The organism is Nocardioides sp. SR21, from assembly GCF_022761125.1.
Lineage (GTDB): Bacteria > Actinomycetota > Actinomycetes > Propionibacteriales > Nocardioidaceae > Nocardioides.
Window position 1 is genome coordinate 1 of record NZ_JAKWJR010000011.1, and the last position, 16,150, is coordinate 16,150.

12 protein-coding genes are annotated in these 16,150 nt (G+C 72.0%); 5 read left to right on the forward strand and 7 right to left on the reverse strand.

The genetic code is table 11. From position 1 onward, the window contains the following. Positions 1-64: 64 nt before the first annotated feature. Together MJ604_RS19185 and MJ604_RS19190 are read right to left on the reverse strand one after the other, a co-directional pair. On the reverse strand, positions 65-856 hold the full coding sequence (locus tag MJ604_RS19185; protein ID WP_243060202.1) for a hypothetical protein: 792 nt from the start codon (positions 854-856) through the stop codon (positions 65-67). Further along, positions 849-1,406, reverse strand: a complete 558-nt coding sequence (locus MJ604_RS19190) for an RNA polymerase sigma factor (protein ID WP_243060203.1) — start codon at positions 1,404-1,406, stop codon at positions 849-851. Before MJ604_RS19190 ends, MJ604_RS19185 begins: the two co-directional genes overlap by 8 nt. A 155-nt stretch (positions 1,407-1,561) precedes the next feature. On the opposite strand from MJ604_RS19190, the gene MJ604_RS19195 reads away from it, so the two are divergent. Further along, complete coding sequence (locus MJ604_RS19195; protein WP_243060204.1) at positions 1,562-2,605, forward strand: NAD(P)-dependent alcohol dehydrogenase; 1,044 nt, start codon at positions 1,562-1,564, stop codon at positions 2,603-2,605. A 28-nt stretch (positions 2,606-2,633) separates the two neighbouring features. Here the strand turns inward: MJ604_RS19195 and MJ604_RS19200 are convergent, their stop codons facing one another. After that, the gene (locus MJ604_RS19200; protein ID WP_243060205.1) at positions 2,634-3,578 is read right to left on the reverse strand and encodes a GlxA family transcriptional regulator; all 945 of its coding nucleotides are present in this window, start codon (positions 3,576-3,578) and stop codon (positions 2,634-2,636) included. 93 nt (positions 3,579-3,671) lie between these two features. Here MJ604_RS19200 and MJ604_RS19205 point away from each other — a divergent pair, with 93 nt between their 5' ends. Beyond that, positions 3,672-3,818 carry a hypothetical protein gene (locus tag MJ604_RS19205; protein WP_243060206.1) on the forward strand — a complete coding sequence of 49 codons (147 nt, stop codon included), beginning with the start codon at positions 3,672-3,674 and terminating at the stop codon, positions 3,816-3,818. A gap of 21 nt (positions 3,819-3,839) precedes the next feature. Here MJ604_RS19205 and MJ604_RS19210 read toward each other — a convergent pair whose 3' ends face one another. Together MJ604_RS19210 and rpsA are read right to left on the reverse strand one after the other, a co-directional pair. Next, positions 3,840-5,471, reverse strand: coding sequence for a sulfatase-like hydrolase/transferase (locus MJ604_RS19210; protein ID WP_243060207.1), 1,632 nt, complete (start codon positions 5,469-5,471; stop codon positions 3,840-3,842). Positions 5,472-5,596: 125 nt separating this feature from the next. Then, positions 5,597-7,072, reverse strand: a complete 1,476-nt coding sequence (gene rpsA / locus MJ604_RS19215; protein WP_243060208.1) for a 30S ribosomal protein S1 — start codon at positions 7,070-7,072, stop codon at positions 5,597-5,599. Between the two features lie 363 nt (positions 7,073-7,435). On the opposite strand from rpsA, the gene MJ604_RS19220 reads away from it, so the two are divergent. After that, positions 7,436-9,364 carry a hypothetical protein gene (locus MJ604_RS19220; protein ID WP_243060209.1) on the forward strand — a complete coding sequence of 643 codons (1,929 nt, stop codon included), beginning with the start codon at positions 7,436-7,438 and terminating at the stop codon, positions 9,362-9,364. 24 nt (positions 9,365-9,388) lie between these two features. After that, the gene (locus MJ604_RS19225) at positions 9,389-10,213 is read left to right on the forward strand and encodes a class I SAM-dependent methyltransferase (RefSeq protein WP_243060210.1); all 825 of its coding nucleotides are present in this window, start codon (positions 9,389-9,391) and stop codon (positions 10,211-10,213) included. On the opposite strand, the gene MJ604_RS19230 is transcribed toward MJ604_RS19225, so the two are convergent. Further along, on the reverse strand, positions 10,153-10,896 hold the full coding sequence (locus MJ604_RS19230; RefSeq protein WP_243060211.1) for a class I SAM-dependent methyltransferase: 744 nt from the start codon (positions 10,894-10,896) through the stop codon (positions 10,153-10,155). The two genes, MJ604_RS19225 and MJ604_RS19230, sit on opposite strands and share 61 nt — an antisense overlap. A gap of 42 nt (positions 10,897-10,938) precedes the next feature. Here MJ604_RS19230 and MJ604_RS19235 point away from each other — a divergent pair, with 42 nt between their 5' ends. Further along, positions 10,939-12,156 carry an acyltransferase gene (locus MJ604_RS19235; protein ID WP_243060212.1) on the forward strand — a complete coding sequence of 406 codons (1,218 nt, stop codon included), beginning with the start codon at positions 10,939-10,941 and terminating at the stop codon, positions 12,154-12,156. On the opposite strand, the gene MJ604_RS19240 is transcribed toward MJ604_RS19235, so the two are convergent. Beyond that, a complete protein-coding gene (locus MJ604_RS19240; protein WP_243060213.1) occupies positions 12,048-16,130 on the reverse strand; it encodes an alpha-(1->3)-arabinofuranosyltransferase in 4,083 nt (1,360 codons plus the stop codon). The two genes, MJ604_RS19235 and MJ604_RS19240, sit on opposite strands and share 109 nt — an antisense overlap. Positions 16,131-16,150 lie beyond the last annotated feature (20 nt).

A 16,150-nucleotide genomic window follows, 5' to 3' on the forward strand; every position in this document is an offset into this window, starting at 1 on the left:
CCACCCGGGGGTTCTCTTTCACGTCAATGACCAGGACCGCTACCAACGTCCCGGCCGGGTACAGCTAGCAGCCGTGGTTGACCTGGGCGCAGGTGTGCGGGCCCCAGTCGAGCGCGTAGTGCTCCTGCACGCCTGAGTACGACACCGTCACCTCGATCGGCGGCTGCTTCATCTCGTTCCCGGCGGTCTCATAGGTGTGCACCACGCGCCACCACGTGTGCCCGCCACCCTCGGTGGTCTCCGCCCGGACGGTCTGGCCGTCGGGGAAGGTGTACGCGACGTCGAACGCCATGGCTCCGTCGGGGACCACCCCGCCGGCGACCCGCGTCACCTCGCCCGAGGCGGTGTAGACCGAGCTGACGGCGTACGTGTCGACCTGCTCGGCCGGCTCCAGGGACCGCGGGCCCTGCACGGTGGTGCGGTCCCGCTGGTCGCACAGCGCGAACCGGTCGCCCTTGACCCAGAAGCTCGTGTGCTCGTCGAACGACGCCGCCAGCTCGGCACCCGGGAGCGGGTGGCGCAGCTCCTGTGCACACGGCCCGTGCCCGGCCCAGTGGTCACCGGGGTCGTCCGGGTCCTCCGGGCCCGTCGCCGTCGGCTCCGGCTCCGGTGTCGGCTCCGGAGTCGGCGCGCTGGTCGGGGCGACCGCCGGACCTCCGGACTCCTCGCCCGGCCCCAGCTGCACCGCCCAGGCGGTGAGCGCGGCGACGAGCACGACCGCCGCCGCCACGCCGGCCGGCACCAGCCAGCGGCGCGACCGTGACGGCGCCTGCGCCGTCTCGAGCAGCTCGGCCCGCATGCGGGCCCGGGACTGGTCGGGCAGCGGCTCGTCGGGCGGCGGGTTCAGGTCACTCATCTCGGTCCCCTTCAGAGGTCAGTCCGGCGAGCCGGGCGCGGGCGCGGGAGAGCCGGGACCGCACGGTCCCGACGGGTACGTCGAGCGCGGCGGCCGCCTGCTCGTAGGTCAGGCCGGACCACGCGACGAGACCGAGCACCTCGCGCTCGCGTGTCGGGAGGGCGTCGATCGCGCTCAGCACGGCCTGCATCCGCGCGGTCGATCCGAGGCGGTCGGTCACGCGCTCGGCGTGGTCCGGCTCGGTGACCGGTCGCGGCAGCGCCGAGATCGCCCGCTGCCGGCGACGCCGGGACCTGGTCAGGTTGCGGCAGACGTTCGTCGCGACGCCGTACAGCCACGGCAGCGCGCTGCCGTCGTGGAGCTGCACCCGACGCCGGTGCCGCCAGACCTCCAGGAAGACCGTCGACGTCGCATCCTCCGCCTCGGCCCAGTCACCGGTGGCGCGGAAGCAGTGGTTGTAGATCCGGTCGCCGTAGTGGTCGAACAACGCGGCCAGGGCGTCAGGGTCGCCGTCGTGCAGCCGCTCCACGAGATCGCGCTCGACGGCCACCGCTCCTCCTTGCTGCATACCCGGACATGTCCGCAGCCCGGGAGGGGTTCCCACGCATCGTTCCCCGCGAGGCGTGCGCTCACCCGACCTGGGGGATGCGGACCCGCACGGGCGAGCGTTGACTTGAAGGTCCCCTCGCTCGGAAGGAGCACCTCGTGCGCGCCGTCGTCTTCGAACAGTTCCAGACCTTCCCCTCGCTCACGGAGATCGACCGGCCCGCCCCAGGCCCCGGCGAGGTCCTGCTGAAGATCGCGGGCGCGGGCGCCTGCCACTCCGACGTCGCGGTCTACCGCGAGTTCACCGCCGACGGGCCGGCCTCGATCCCGCCGCCCTTCGTGCTCGGCCACGAGAACTCCGGCTGGCTCGAGGAGGTGGGCCCGGGCGTGAGCGGGTTCGAGAAGGGCGACGCGTACCTGGTCTACGGCCCGATCGGCTGCGGCCACTGCGCGGCGTGCTCGCGCGGCCAGGACACGTACTGCGAGAACGTCGCCTCGATGCCCTACCTCGCGGTCGGCCTCGGCCGCGACGGCGGGATGGCGGAGTACATGACCGTGCCCGTCCGCAACCTGGTGCCGCTCGGCGACGCCGACCCGGTCGATGCCGCGCCGCTCGCGGACGCCGCACTCACCCCGTACCACGCGATCAAGCTGTCGCTCCCCCAGCTGGGCGGCGGCGGCAAGCACGCACTGGTCGTGGGCCTGGGCGGCCTCGGCCAGATCGCGGTCCAGATCCTGACCGCGCTCACCGGCGCGACCGTGATCGCGACCGACATGAAGGAGGAGGCGATGCGGCGCGCCGAGGCCAACGGCGCGGTCACGGTGCCCGGCGGGCCCGACCAGGTCGCGCGGATCCGCGAGCTGACCGGCGGGCGTGGCGTCGACGCCGCCTTCGACTTCGTCGGTGCGAGCGGGACGATCGCCGCGGCGCAGGGTGCGATGGCGCAGCGCGGCCGCCTCACGGTGGTCGGCATCGCGAACGGCAGCGCCACCTGGTCGTTCTTCACCAACCCCTACGAGTGCGAGCTGACGAACACCTACTGGGGCACCATCGAGGACCTGCACGAGGTGGTCGCGATGTACCGCGCCGGCCAGATCCGCCCCGACGTGCAGCGCTTCGGGATGGACCAGGCCCTGGATGCCTACGAGCTGCTCGAGTCCGGCGGCCTGAACGGACGCGCCGTGGTGATGCCGAACAGCTAGTGGCCTGAGTCGTCTGGATTCAGGCCACTTAGCCCGCGAAGCGGCGGCGGTACTGCTGCGGGCTCAGCCCGCGCACCCGGCCGAAGTGGTGGCGCAGGGTGGCGGCGTTGCCGAAGCCGACCTCGTCGGCGATCCAGTCGATCGAGTGGTCGGTGCGCTCGAGGAGCTCCTCGGCGGCCTGCACCCGCTGCTTGGTCACCCACGAGTGCGGCGTCGTCCCCGTCTCGGCGCGGAACCGCCGGGCGAACGTGCGCGCGGACATGTGGCTGCGCCGCGCGAGCGTCTCGACGCCGAGGTCGTCGGCGAGGTTCTGCACGATCCACTCCAGGAGCGGCCCGAGCGTCTCGGCCTCGCAGTCGGGCACGGCGTTCGCGATGAACTGCGCCTGTCCCCCGTCGCGGTGCGGGGGTACGACGATGCGGCGTGCGGTCGCGGTCGCCACCTTGGCGCCGAACTGCTCGCGCATCAGGTGCAGTGAGGCGTCGATGCCGGCGGCCGAGCCCGCGCCGGTGAGCACGCTGCCGTCGCGGCAGTAGAGGACGTCGGGACACACCTTGGCCTCGGGGTACATCTGCGACAACAGGTCGGTGTAGCGCCAGTGCGTCGTGCACTCGCGACCGTCGAGCAGGCCGGCGGCACCGAGCTCGAAGACGCCGGAGCAGTGCGCGTAGATGATCGCGCCGCGCTCGTACGCCGCCGCCACGACCTCCAGGACGGCCGGGTCGTGGTCGAGGAAGCCGTGCTTGGGGCTCAGGCAGACCAGGTCCGCGTCGAGTGTGGCCTCCAGCCCGCGGTCGACGAACAGGTCGTAGTCGGAGCGGCCCTTCACACGGCCCGGGCGCGGGGTGCACACCTGGAAGTCGAAGACCGGCGTGCCGTCCTCGGGGTGCTCCGGCTCGCCCCACACCTCGACGAGCGAGCCCAACCCGAACGGCTCGGCGCCGTCCTGCACGATCACGGCCACCTTCTGCATGAAGACAGCGTGCCTCACATGTGGCAGGAAATCAACGAACCCTGACTTTTCTGCCACTCGTGGCAGGATCACAACAGGCGCAGGATTACTGCCATGACCTTCCTGATGATCCTCCTCGTGATCGCAGCCGCCATGGCCGTTGCGACGATCCGCTCCATCGCCCACGACGGCCGCGGCCCCCAGCGTCCGCCCACGTCCCACTGGGACGACACCCGCTTCCGCGCCCCGCTCGCCGGCTGACCGAACGACCTGACCGCACCGTCAGCGCAGCGGCAACGGCGCCAGCGTCGTCCGCTCGATCCGCTCCAGCTTCGACCGCAACCGCTTGAACTGGGCCCGCTGCGCGTTCGTCATCTTCGCCGGGTCGTGGGCCAGGTTGTGCCGCTCGAGCGGGTCCCGCTTGAGGTCGTACATCTCCCACTCGGTGGGCTCGACGTCGTTCGGGTCGAAGTACTTCGCGAGCTTCCAGCGCTTCTCGCGCAGCGAGCGGATGTGGTTCGGCTGCCGCACGTAGGGCCCGGACTTCTGGCCGGCCTGGTAGTCGTCGTACGTGAACACCACGCGGTCCTGGGTCTCACCGGACGCCGTGCCCAGGACGTGCCCGGAGTAGTCGATGCCCCGCCACTGCCTGCTGCGTGCCTCGTCCGGCGCCTCCACCAGGGAGGCCAGCGTCGGCAGGATGTCGACGTGCGAGACCAGCTGCCGCGAGGTCCGCGCCTTCGGGAACAGCTCCGGGTTCGAGTAGACGAGCGGGACCTTCATGGTCTCCTCGTAGAAGTTGAAGTTCTTCTGCTGCATCTGGTGGGCCAGGCCCTGCTCGCCGTGGTCGGACGTGCGCATCACGAGGGTGTCCGCCAGCTGGCCGTTGGTCTCCAGCAGGTCGAGGATCTCGACCAGGTAGCCGTCGACGAGCTTCATCAGGTTGCCGTAGAAGTTCAGGTAGTTCTGCTTCTCCTCGATCGTCCGCGGCCGCCCGAAGGCGTTGAGCAGCCGGACGTAGCTCTTCTGGGCCGACGGCTTCGTGGAGAGGTCCTCGTCGTGGGTGACCGGGATGCCGATGTCGCCGTCGTACCAGGATGGGTCGCCGTACCCGGCCTGCTCCCACTTCGGCGGGTCCATGTTCGGCGGGCCCGGGTAGAACAGCACGTCGTGCGGGTTGATCAGCGACACGATGAGGCACCACGGCTGCTCGGCGCCGGCCCGCGCGTTGAGGAACGCGTGGACACCCTCCTTGCCCTCCTCGTTCGGTCCGTCCTCCGAGAGGTAGCGCCAGTCGTTGTCCGCGACCCCGCCGCCGCCCTCGACGATGTCCTGGTTGCCGCCGGCGTCCGGCGGGTTCCACCGCGAGAACCCGAAGCGCTCGAGGTCGGCCTGCGTCCAGTTGCCCGCGTAGCTGCCGTCCTCGCGCTCGACCACCCCGTCCAGCGGCTTGGTCAGGTGGAACTTGCCCTTGAAGACGACCTCGTAGCCGGCCGCTGACATCACCGACGCGATGTTGGTGAGGTCCGGCGACAGCTCGGTCTGCGGGTAGAACTCGGCCGGCATGTCGAGCTCGAGGGTGTTCTTGACGCCGTGCTGCGCCGGGTAGAGCCCGGTGAACAGCGTCGCCCGCGACGGCGAGCACATGCACGCGTTGCAGAAGGCGTTCTCGAACGAGACGCCGTTGGCCTTCAGCCGGGTCAGCCCGGGCAGGTTCTCCTGCTCCCAGCCGGCCGGGAAGTGCTGGATGTTGCGCTCCTGGTCGGTGATGAAGATCAGGATGTTCTTGCCGGCCGCGGCCGACTCGGCCGCGCGTGCGGGATCGGCGTACGCCGACGCCTCGGCGGCGGTGAGGGCGATGGCCGGCGGCGCCGCGGCGGCCGACTGGAGCAGGCTCCGACGGGTGATCGACATGGCCCGAGATTAGGGCGGCTCCGCCGGGCGCGTCTTGGTTTCGAGACAGGTCCGAACGGCTCGAAAATGCCCGAAGGCCCGCCCTGGTCTCCCAGGGCGGGCCTTCGTGGTCTAGCGCAAGCGGATCAGTTGCCGCCGCCGGTCAGCTTCTCGCGAAGAGCCTGCAGCGCCTCGTCCGAGGCGAGCGAGCCGCCCTCGGACTCGGCGGCCTCGTCGGTGCCACCGCTGGAGTACGACGTCGCCTCGCCGGCCTCGGCCTCGGCAACCTTCGCCTCGGCCTGCTGCTTGACGTGCGCCTCCCAGCGAGCGTGCGCCTTGGCGTACTGCTCCTCCCAGATGGCGCGCTGGTCGTCGAAGCCCTCGAGCCACTCGCCGGTCTCCGGGTCGAAGCCCTCGGGGTAGACGTAGTTGCCCTGCTCGTCGTACGTCGCCGCCATGCCGTACAGCGTGGGGTCGAACTCCTCGACGTCCGCCGCGGTCGCGGTCTCGTTGGCCTGCTTGAGCGACAGCGAGATCCGGCGACGCTCGAGGTCGATGTCGATGATCTTGACCATGACGTCGTCGTTGACCTGGACGACCTGCTCCGGGATCTCGACGTGGCGCTCGGCCAGCTCGGAGATGTGGACCAGGCCCTCGATGCCCTCCTCGACGCGGACGAACGCGCCGAACGGGACGAGCTTGGTGACCTTGCCCGGGACGATCTGACCGATCTGGTGGGTCCGGGCGAAGTGCTGCCACGGGTCCTCCTGGGTCGCCTTCAGCGACAGGGAGACGCGCTCGCGGTCCATGTCCACGTCGAGGACCTCGACGGTGACCTCGTCGCCGACGGCGACGACCTCGGACGGGTGGTCGATGTGCTTCCACGACAGCTCGGAGACGTGGACGAGACCGTCGACGCCGCCGAGGTCCACGAACGCACCGAAGTTGACGATCGAGGAGACGACACCCTTGCGGATCTGGCCCTTCTGGAGCTGGGTCAGGAAGCCGTGGCGAACCTCGGACTGGGTCTGCTCGAGCCAGGCGCGGCGCGACAGGACCACGTTGTTGCGGTTCTTGTCGAGCTCGATGATCTTCGCCTCGAGCGTCTGGCCGACGTACGGCTGCAGGTCGCGGACGCGACGCATCTCGACGAGCGAGGCGGGAAGGAAGCCACGCAGGCCGATGTCCAGGATGAGACCACCCTTGACGACCTCGATGACGGTGCCCTCGACGACGCCGTCCTCCTCCTTGACCTGCTCGATGGTGCCCCAGGCGCGCTCGTACTGGGCGCGCTTCTTGGACAGGATCAGGCGGCCTTCCTTGTCCTCCTTCTGGAGGACGAGGGCCTCGACCTTGTCGCCCACGGAAACGACCTCGTTGGGGTCGACGTCGTGCTTGATCGACAGCTCGCGCGAGGGGATGACGCCCTCGGTCTTGTAGCCGATGTCGAGGAGAACCTCGTCGCGGTCCACCTTGACGATGGTGCCCTCGACGATGTCGCCGTCGTTGAAGTACTTGATGGTCGCGTCGATCGCGGCGAGGAAGTCCTCTTCGGAACCGATGTCGTTGATCGCAACCTGCGGCGCGTCGTAATCGGGAAGAGTGGAGATGGTGCTCGTCATAAGGGAGGTAGTTCCTTGGATGGATGGAGTCGTGCGGGCACGTCGAAAGGGCTGTTTCGTCAACTCAGGCGAGTCGTCGAGCGAGAGTCCACTCCGTCTGGGATTCAGGCAGACCTCCGGCGCAGCGTTCAGCCTACGCGGGCGCCGTGACGTACGTCCAACCGCGGGAGGCACTGCACCCACCCCGAGGGTGACATAGGGCACTCGGGTGTGGGTACGGTCGGACCGAGTGGCGTTCGCCCTCGATGGTAGGCGCCACGCCGGAGTTTTCTCGGACTCCGTCAAGTGCCTGTGCTCCGGGCGCGTTCGAGGCGAGGTTCGAGGCATGGGACTCCGGTCCGCTCCTCGGTCCTTGGAGGCCCGATGAGAACTCGCCCATCCCTCGCCATCGGCGTGGGGCTCAGCACGATCGCGCTCTACTCCTTCACTCCGGTCGGCGCTCCGACCACCGCCGCCGGCGCCGCGCCACCGACAGCGGTCAGGGCGGCCACGTCGGCCGAGATCCTCCACGTGACCGCTCTCGACGTCCCCGGCGTCACGACGCTGGCCGACGCCGGCGTCGCCACCGCCACCGGTCGCGTCGACGGGGACGCCAACCCGCGCAGCACCGCCGCGGCGTCCAACCTCTCCGTGGCGCTGGCCGAGCAGGCCCTCCCCGACCTGCTCACCCGCGTCGAGCAGACCGCCAGGCCCGACAACCACACCCCGGCCAGCGGTCGGACCGCGGGCGGGACCGTCCCCGGTCTGCTCGAGCTCGGCGTCTCGACCGCGAGCGCCCAGGCCCGCTGGGCCGGGGACACCGCCTGCCCAGCGCCCGGCGTCCCGCTCTCCACGTCGACGATCTCGACGGCCGACGTCAGCACCACCGCGGTTCCCGGGGCGGGGCGGCTGCTCAGCCTCGACGGCACCGCGTCGGTCCGGCAGGCCACGAGACTGGTGGGCGCCGGCTCCCGGTCGGTCGTCTCGACCGCGCGCGGCAGCGCCGCCGACCTACGCCTCCTCGGCGGGCAGGTGCGGGTCGCCGTCGCGGACGCCCCGACCCTCACCGCGAGGGCGAGCGGAGGCGCAGGCGGTGCCCAGGTCCGCTGGTCCGCCCCGGTCGTCACGGTCAGCGTCGGTGGCCAGGAGCGGACGCTCCCGGCCGACGGGAGCCCGATCGACTTCACGTCGCCGGACAACCCGCTGCTGCACGTCGAGCTGAGCGTGGGCCGGCCCACGAACGTCGTGGAGAGCGCGAACGGCACCCGCGCCTCCGCCAGCGCCTCCCTCCTGCACGTGGAGGTCGGGCTCAGCGAGGCGACGCTCCTCGAGGCGAACCTGTTCCCGTTGCGGGCAGCCGCGACCTCACCGGTCGGTGGCGTGACCTGCGACGCCGGCTCGGCCGACGCGGACGGCGACAGGCTGACCGACGCCGAGGAGGAGTCCGGCACGGCCAACGACGGGTTCGAGAACGAGCCGACCGATCCGTCGGACGCCGACAGCGACAACGACGGCATCGACGACGGTGACGAGGTCGCCGCCGGCACCGACCCCAACGACGCGGGCGACCCCGGCGACGGCGGCTCCGGGTCCGAGGGCCCCGGGCTCCCGACGGTCGACGACCCCGACGGTGACGGGCTCGACGACGAGGAGGAGCAGCAGGCCGGTACCGATCCGGCGGTCGCGGACAGCGACGGCGACGGGCTGACCGACGGCCGCGAGGTCGACGACACGGACACCGACCCGACGGACCCGGACACCGACGGCGACGGGCTGACCGACGGCCGCGAGGTCGACGACACCCAGACCGATCCGAACGACCGGGACACCGACGGCGACCGCCTGACCGACGGACGTGAGGTCAACGGGACCCGGACGGACCCGACGGACCGGGACACCGACGGCGACCGTCTCTCCGACGGACGTGAGGTCATCACGACGCACACGTTGCCGACGGACCCGGACACCGACGGCGACCGCCTGGAGGACGGCCGCGAGGTCACCAGGACGCGGACGAACCCGAAGCGGAAGGACACCGACCGCGACGGGCTGACCGACGGGCGCGAGGTGCTGCGCCACGCGCCGGGCTACCGGAGCTGCTTCAGCAACCCGAAGCGGAAGGACACCGACCGCGACCGGCTCAAGGACGGGCGCGAGGTGAAGCACGTCCACACCAACCCGTGCGACTGGGACACCGACGACGGCGGCAAGAGCGACGGCGAGGAGGTACGACGGGGCAGCGACCCGCTGGACCGCCGCAGCAGCCCGAGCAACCCGCGCGTGGCCCGGACCGCCGCGACGAGCTGGTGGTAGCGGTCGCCGGATACGCTCCGCACCGTGGAGAACCATCCCCCGGTGCGGGTCGAGCGCCGTGCGGTCTCGGAGGAGGAGTCCCGCCGGGCCAACGGCCCGGACTGGGACCGCTACGCCGACGAGTACCAAGCCACCCACGGCGAGTTCCTCGGTGACGCCGGCTTCGTCTGGGGTCCCGAGGGACTGACCGAGGCCGAGGCACGAGTCCTCGGGGACGTCGCGGACCGCGACGTCCTCGAGGTCGGCTCGGGCGCCGGCCAGTGCTCACGCTGGGTGCGTGCCCAGGGCGGTCGTTCCTACGGCCTCGACCTGAGCATGCGCCAGCTCCAGCACTCGCGGCGGATCGACCTCGAGACCGGCGCACCCGTGCCGTCGGTCCTCGGCACGGCGACCGCGCTGCCGTTCGCCGACGACTCCTTCGACGTCGTATTCTCGTCGTTCGGCGCGCTGCAGTTCATCAGCGACATCGAGACCGCCGTGGCCGAGACCGCGCGGGTGCTGCGGCGAGGCGGGCGCTACGCGTTCTCGATCACGCACCCGACCCGGTGGATGTTCCCCGACGACCCCGGCGAGGAGGGCCTGACCGCGAGCCAGTCCTACTGGGACCGCACGCCGTACGTCGAGGTCGACGACGAGACCGGGCGGGTGTCGTACGTCGAGCACCACCGCACCCTCGGCGACTGGGTCGCGCTGCTCGCCGGCCAGGGGTTCGTGATCACCGACCTGCGCGAGCCGGAGTGGCCGGACAACCACGAGCGGGTCTGGGGCGGCTGGTCCGGCGTCCGCGGTCAGTTCACGCCGGGCACGGCGATCTTCGGGGCGACGTACTCCCCCACGACCACGCCGTGAGCGGTGTAGAGCAGCCGGTCGTAGCCCGCTGACCAGACCTCGTCGACCGGCACCTCCCGCCACCGGTTGCGGTGCTGGTCGCGCCGCAGCGCACGCAGGGTGAGGCCGAGCTCGCCGGAGCGCAGCTGCGCGTCGAGGTCGGGGTTGTAGCCCACCGGGTGGGTGATCCACAGGCGTCCGCCCGGCTTGAGCAGCGAGCAGAGGTGCCCGACCGCGCGGGCCGCCTTCTCCGGGTCCCGGACGTCCTCGTCCAGCCCCACGTGCTCCAGGGTGGAGACCGCCAGGACGAGGTCGAAGCGACGATCGGTCTCGAAGTCGACGGCGTCGACGTTCAGGACGCCCGGTGCCACCTCGTACTTGTCGATCACCAGGTGGTCGACCGGGTGGTAGTGGCTGAGCACGTTGCCGACCTCGAGCACGTCCGCACCGCCGTGCTCGGCGAGCGCCTCCAGCGCCAGCGGCGTCTCGACGGCGCGCTCGTTGAGCCAGGTGTAGTGGTACGCGTGGCTGAAGTACGGCACGTCGCGGCCGTCCCAGCGGAACGTGCGCGTCGACGGCCGGCCGGCACGGGGCCGCCCGGCCACCCAGCCGACCGCCCAGCCGAGACTCGCCCGCAGCACCGAGACGAGACCCCTCTCGCGGCTCAGCGTGACCAGGCGACCAGCGATGTCGGTCAGCATCATGGGCCACGAGGCTAGCGACCCTCGCGTGCGATAGTTCGGACCATGCCACTCGAGGAGTCCCGCGCCGTCGTCGCCCGGGCCCGGGGCACCCTCCCGGCGCTCGACTCGATGCGCGCGGTGGCCTCGATCGCGGTGCTCGCGACGCACGCGTCCTTCTGGGGTGGCGCCTACGCCCGTGAGGGCTACGGCACGGCGCTCGCCCGGCTCGACATCGGCGTCGCGATCTTCTTCGTGCTCTCGGGCTTCCTGCTGTCGCGGGCGTGGTTCGAGCAGCACGCGCACCGGGCACCCGCTCCTCGCACGAACGTCTACTTCTGGCACCGCCTGCTGCGCATCTACCCGATGTACGCCGTCGCCGCGGTCGCCGCACTGGTGCTCCTCCCGGGCAACGACGACGCGAGCCTCCTGACGTGGGCCCAGACGCTCACGCTCACCAACATCTACGCCGACACCCAGCTGCCCGACGGCCTCACCCAGATGTGGAGCCTGGCGACCGAGGTCGCGTTCTACCTGGTGCTGCCGCTGCTGATGTGGCTGGTGCTCGGCCGCCGCCGCGAGCGCCTGACGCTGGTGCTCACCGGCATGCTCGTGGCCAACATCGGCTGGCTCGTGGCGTCGGCCACCGTGCTCAGCGACACCGGTGCGAACGTCACCGTCTGGCTCCCGGGCTACCTGTCGTGGTTCGGTGTCGGGATCGCGATCGCGGCCGCCGCCGTACGCCTCGAGGCCGGCCCGGACGCCGCCGGATCCGTACGCGTCGCCGACACCCTGCAGCGGATGGGCCGCTCCCCCGGCACCTGCTGGGTCGCCGCGCTCGCCCTGTTCGCGATCGTCTCCACCCCGATCGCCGGCCCGGCCTCGCTGAGCTCGCCGGCAGCCGGAGAGGCGATCGTGAAGAACGTCGCGTACGCCGTGATCGCCGGGCTGGTCATCCTGCCGGGGGTCTTCGCCCTCCCGAGCGGTGCGTACATCAAGACGTTGTCGTGGGCGCCGCTGCGCCACCTCGGCCGCATCTCCTACGGCATCTTCTGCGTGCACCTGGTGATCCTCGAGCTCGTCGCCCGCTGGCGGGACATGGAGCTGTTCGCCGGACGCACGCTGGAGCTCTTCACGCTGACGCTGGTCATCAGCATCGCGGTCTCAGAGGTGCTCTACCGCGTGGTGGAGCGCCCGGCCCTGCGCTGGAAGAACGTCTTCGACCGCCCGTCGTCGAGCACCAGCGCGAGCAGCACGCCGAGCCCGGCGAACACCAGCAGCTGAGGCGCGATCATCGTGCCGGCCCAGCCGTCGGGCGAGCCGAGCGGGCGCCACCAGTAGAAAAGCCCGGCGGATCCGGCGAGGAGACCGCTGACCCAGGCGGCGCCGTCGCGCGGCAGTCCGCGGTCCAGGGCCAACCCGGTCAACGCCAGTGCTCCCCCGCTGACCGCGAGGGCCCACCAGCCGCCGACGACGCCGTACGTCACGAGCCCCACGACGGCGACCAGCGCCGGCGGCAGCGTGCGCGCACCGATCGCGGGCAGGTCCGAGGTCTCCCTGCGGCGGACGACCGCCAGCGCCACCAGCAGCAGGAGCAGCACGCCGCCCACGAGGAGCGCGACGCGGTAGAACGCGTCGGGGACGAACCGCAGCTCGATCCGGTCGACGTCGCCGTCCAGGCGCCAGGCCTGCTGCCAGCCGTCGACGGTCATCGACTCGACCGTGCCGTCGTCCGGCGTCGTGCCCACCCAACCCGGGTTCTGGTTCTCCCGGATCGCGGCGATCGAGGCGTCGTCGGTCGGCACCTCGAGCACGCGCGACGCCGGCGACTCGTCGACGAGCTCGGCGGGGGTCACCTCCGCCGACGGGACCGGCGCCCGGGTCAGGACCAACCGCCGGCCCTGGAACGCCGGTGCCGGCGAGAGCACGACGCGCGTCTCCCCCGACTCGAGCCGCAGCTCGTCGGGGCCGCACACCCGGGCCGGCAGCAGCCCTCCGTCGAAGAGCTGCTGGGCCGAGGCCGTCACCGCGCTCGGGTAGAAGGAGCCGTCGACGCGCACGGTCGGCCCGAACTCGCAGCCGAGGTCCCGCGGCACGTCGGACAGCGTCACCGGCAGCAGCCCGACGCCGCGGAGCCGGACCTCGCTGACGCCGACGCCGAGGGTCTGGGTGCTGCCGTTCGGAGCGAGGTTCTCGGTCTCGTCCTTCGACGTCAGGTACAGGTCGACGCTGGTGCTCCGGAACGGCTCGACGTCGGCGTGCCCATCGTCCAGCTCGACGGTCTGCTGGCCGCCCGGGTAGCGGAGCACGACCTTCGTCACCGGCGACGCCGCGGCGTCCCGGTCGAGCCTGAGGTCGAGGCCACGGACCGTGCGCTGGCCGATCCAGTTCAGCGACAGCGCCGGACGCTGGTCGTCGGGGTCGGCGACCCAGGTCGTCCCGAGGTCGCCGTCGATCGCGGCGATCGCGGAGGCACGGGCGTCCTCGACGGCCTGCGACGACGCCCGCGCGTTGATGAGCTGGTCGCGCTGGATCAGGCCGTGCAGGGCCTGGCCGTCGGTGGGGTTCACCTCGACCGCGACCTGGTACGCCGCTCCCTCGCCGAGCCGGACGGTCCGGTCGAGGGCGCCCGGCTCCTCGCCGCCGCGCCCGCGGCTCGGGGAGCAGCGGACGTCCTCACCGACGGTCACGCACGCGTCCCGCCACCCGGCGGTCGAGGACAGCAGCACCGACGCGGGCGGGCCCCAGCTCGCCGGCACCTCGGGCAGCACCAGGGTGCGGTCGACGTCGATGCCCGTGGCGTAGACCTCCGCGACCGCCATGGCGCCACCGCCGACACGGTGCCGGATCACCGTCACCGAGGACGTCTCGCCCGCGGGCACCGCGACGGTCACGGGCTCGCCGGCTCGCGCCTCGACAGGATCGCTCGACCCGTTGTCGGTGAGCACCCGGATCACCTCCGGCTTCGTGCGTCCGGTCTCACCCGCGACGACCACGACGCTGCTCAGGTCGACGGGCTCGGCGAGCTCGACCCGCACCCACGGGGCCTCGTCGTCGAGATCGGACTCCCACTGCGTCGACGTCAGCCCGTCGAACGCCGAGAACGGCTGGTACTCCGGGACGACCGGCCCCGAGCGGTCGGCGTACGCGCGCGACGACGAGGCGCTCACGGACGTCGCCCCCTCGAGCTCGGCGTACGTCTCCCACCGCTGGTCCCCGAGCGTGTAGTCACGGGCCGGAGCTTCTCGGCGCCCGGGGTCGTCGCGCTCGAGGGTCGCGGACGCCGCGTCGCGCAGCCGGCCGAAGTTCCGCTCCCGGCGGCGCAGCCCGTCGGTGAGCACCACGTCGCTCGTGTCGACGTCCTCGGGCGCGTCGGCCGCCAGCACCGCCGGGGCGTCGCCGATCAGCCCGGTCTCGAGCAGCTCGAGCAGGTTCTCCGGTCCACCGACGACCAGCGGCCCCCGGGTCGAGGCGACGGCCTGCTCCGCGCCGTCGACCGCGTAGATCTGGACCGCGCGGTAGCGCTCCGACCACCCGTTGTCGATCGCGACCCGCTCTTCGTCGTCGTCCTCGTCCGGCGTGACCACGGGCCGGCTACCGACCACGGGACCGAACGCCGCGACCTCGGTGATGCCGGGCGAGCCGTCGAGCACCTGGTGGACGGCGACGGCCGGGACCTGTTCCGCACCGCGCAGGTCGTTGCGCACGACGAGGTGGCCGATGCCGGCGCGGGTGAGGTAGTCCGCGAGCCCGGCGGACGGCCGCCCGGACGCGAGCTGCTCCTCGATCGCGTCGAGCATCCGGATGTTGCCGGCCGGCGCGAGCGGGACCGCGTTGCGGACCGCCCACGGCGACGACGCCAGCGGCTGCAGCGGCTCGTCGTCCGGGTCGCCCCACGTGTAGTAGCCGAAGCTCGAGCCGGGGACGAGCAGCGCGGTCGTGTCGCCCGCGTTGTCGTCCAGCCAGGCCGCCGTCCGGTACCAGTACGACGGGATCTCGTCGAAGTCGTTGGCGGTGCCGAGCCGGCCGGCGACGGCCGGGCCCGCGATGCCGACGACGGAGGCGATCGTGAGCACCAGGGCGCTGAGGTGCACGAGCCGGTCGCCGACCGCGTCGGAGCGGATCGACCGGTCGCGCTCCCGGGCCTCGCGAGCGCGCGCGGCCGTGACCGCGAGCAGGTGCGCGAGTCCCAGGACCAGCGGGATCCGGATGATCGGGTCGAACTTGTGGACGTTGCGGAGCGGGGCCAGCGCCGCGTCGAGCAGGTCGCGCTCGGCCCCGGCGAACCACCCGGCCAGCTCCCCGCCGTGGCCGGCCGTGACCATCAGCAGCCCGACGAGCACGGACAGCACGAGGAACTGGCGGTGCGGGTTGTGGCGCAGGGCGAGCCCCGCGACGCCGAACGCGACCAGGGCGCCGGTGTTGATCGCGATGTACGCCGCCGTGATCAGGTCGTTGCCGGCCTGCCACGTGGGGTCGACGTACGGCACCCAGTGCGAGGTGCCGCGCAGCGCGTCGAACGCGGTCGTCGGGATGGTGGTGACGCTCGCGCTCTCGATGTAGTCGAGGAACGGTGGGCTGTAGCGGCCGAGCAGGAACAGCGGCACCAGCCACCACGCGGTGCCGACGAGCACGAACGCCGGCCACCACAGCATCATCGAGCGCCGACGCGGGCCCGGCTGCCGCGTCAGCAGCCACACCGCGCCGAGCGGGATGACCGCGAACGTCGCCGCCGCGTTGACGCCACCGACCGCGGCGACCGCGAGCGCCGAGAGCAGCGCGGCCCGCCGGGGCGAGCCGCGGCTCGCGCCGATCACCAGCGGCACCAGCACCCACGGGGCGACGGCGCTCGGCCAGCCCTCGATGGAGATCGGGCCCAGCACCGTGAGGATCCGCGGCGACAGCGCGTAGGCGAAGCCGGCCACGATCCGGGTCATCGGCGAGCCGAGGCCGAGGACGCCGCACAGCTTGACGATGCCCAGGAACGCCACGACCAGCAGCAGCGACCACCACGTCCGCTGCACGACCCAGGCGGGCAACCCCACCAGGTCGCCGAGCCAGAAGAACGGTCCCATCGGGAACAGGTAGCCGTAGCCCTGGTTCTGGACCTGCCCGAAGCTGCCGTTGGCGTCCCAGAGGTGGAGCGAGCGGGCCAGCAGCCCGCCCGGGTCGACGACGAGGTCGAGCTTGGTGTCGCCGACGATGCGGCCGGGTCGCTGCGAGAAGGCGACCGCGACCAGGACCAGGCAGCTCGCCACGAGCCGGAACCGCCAGGTGA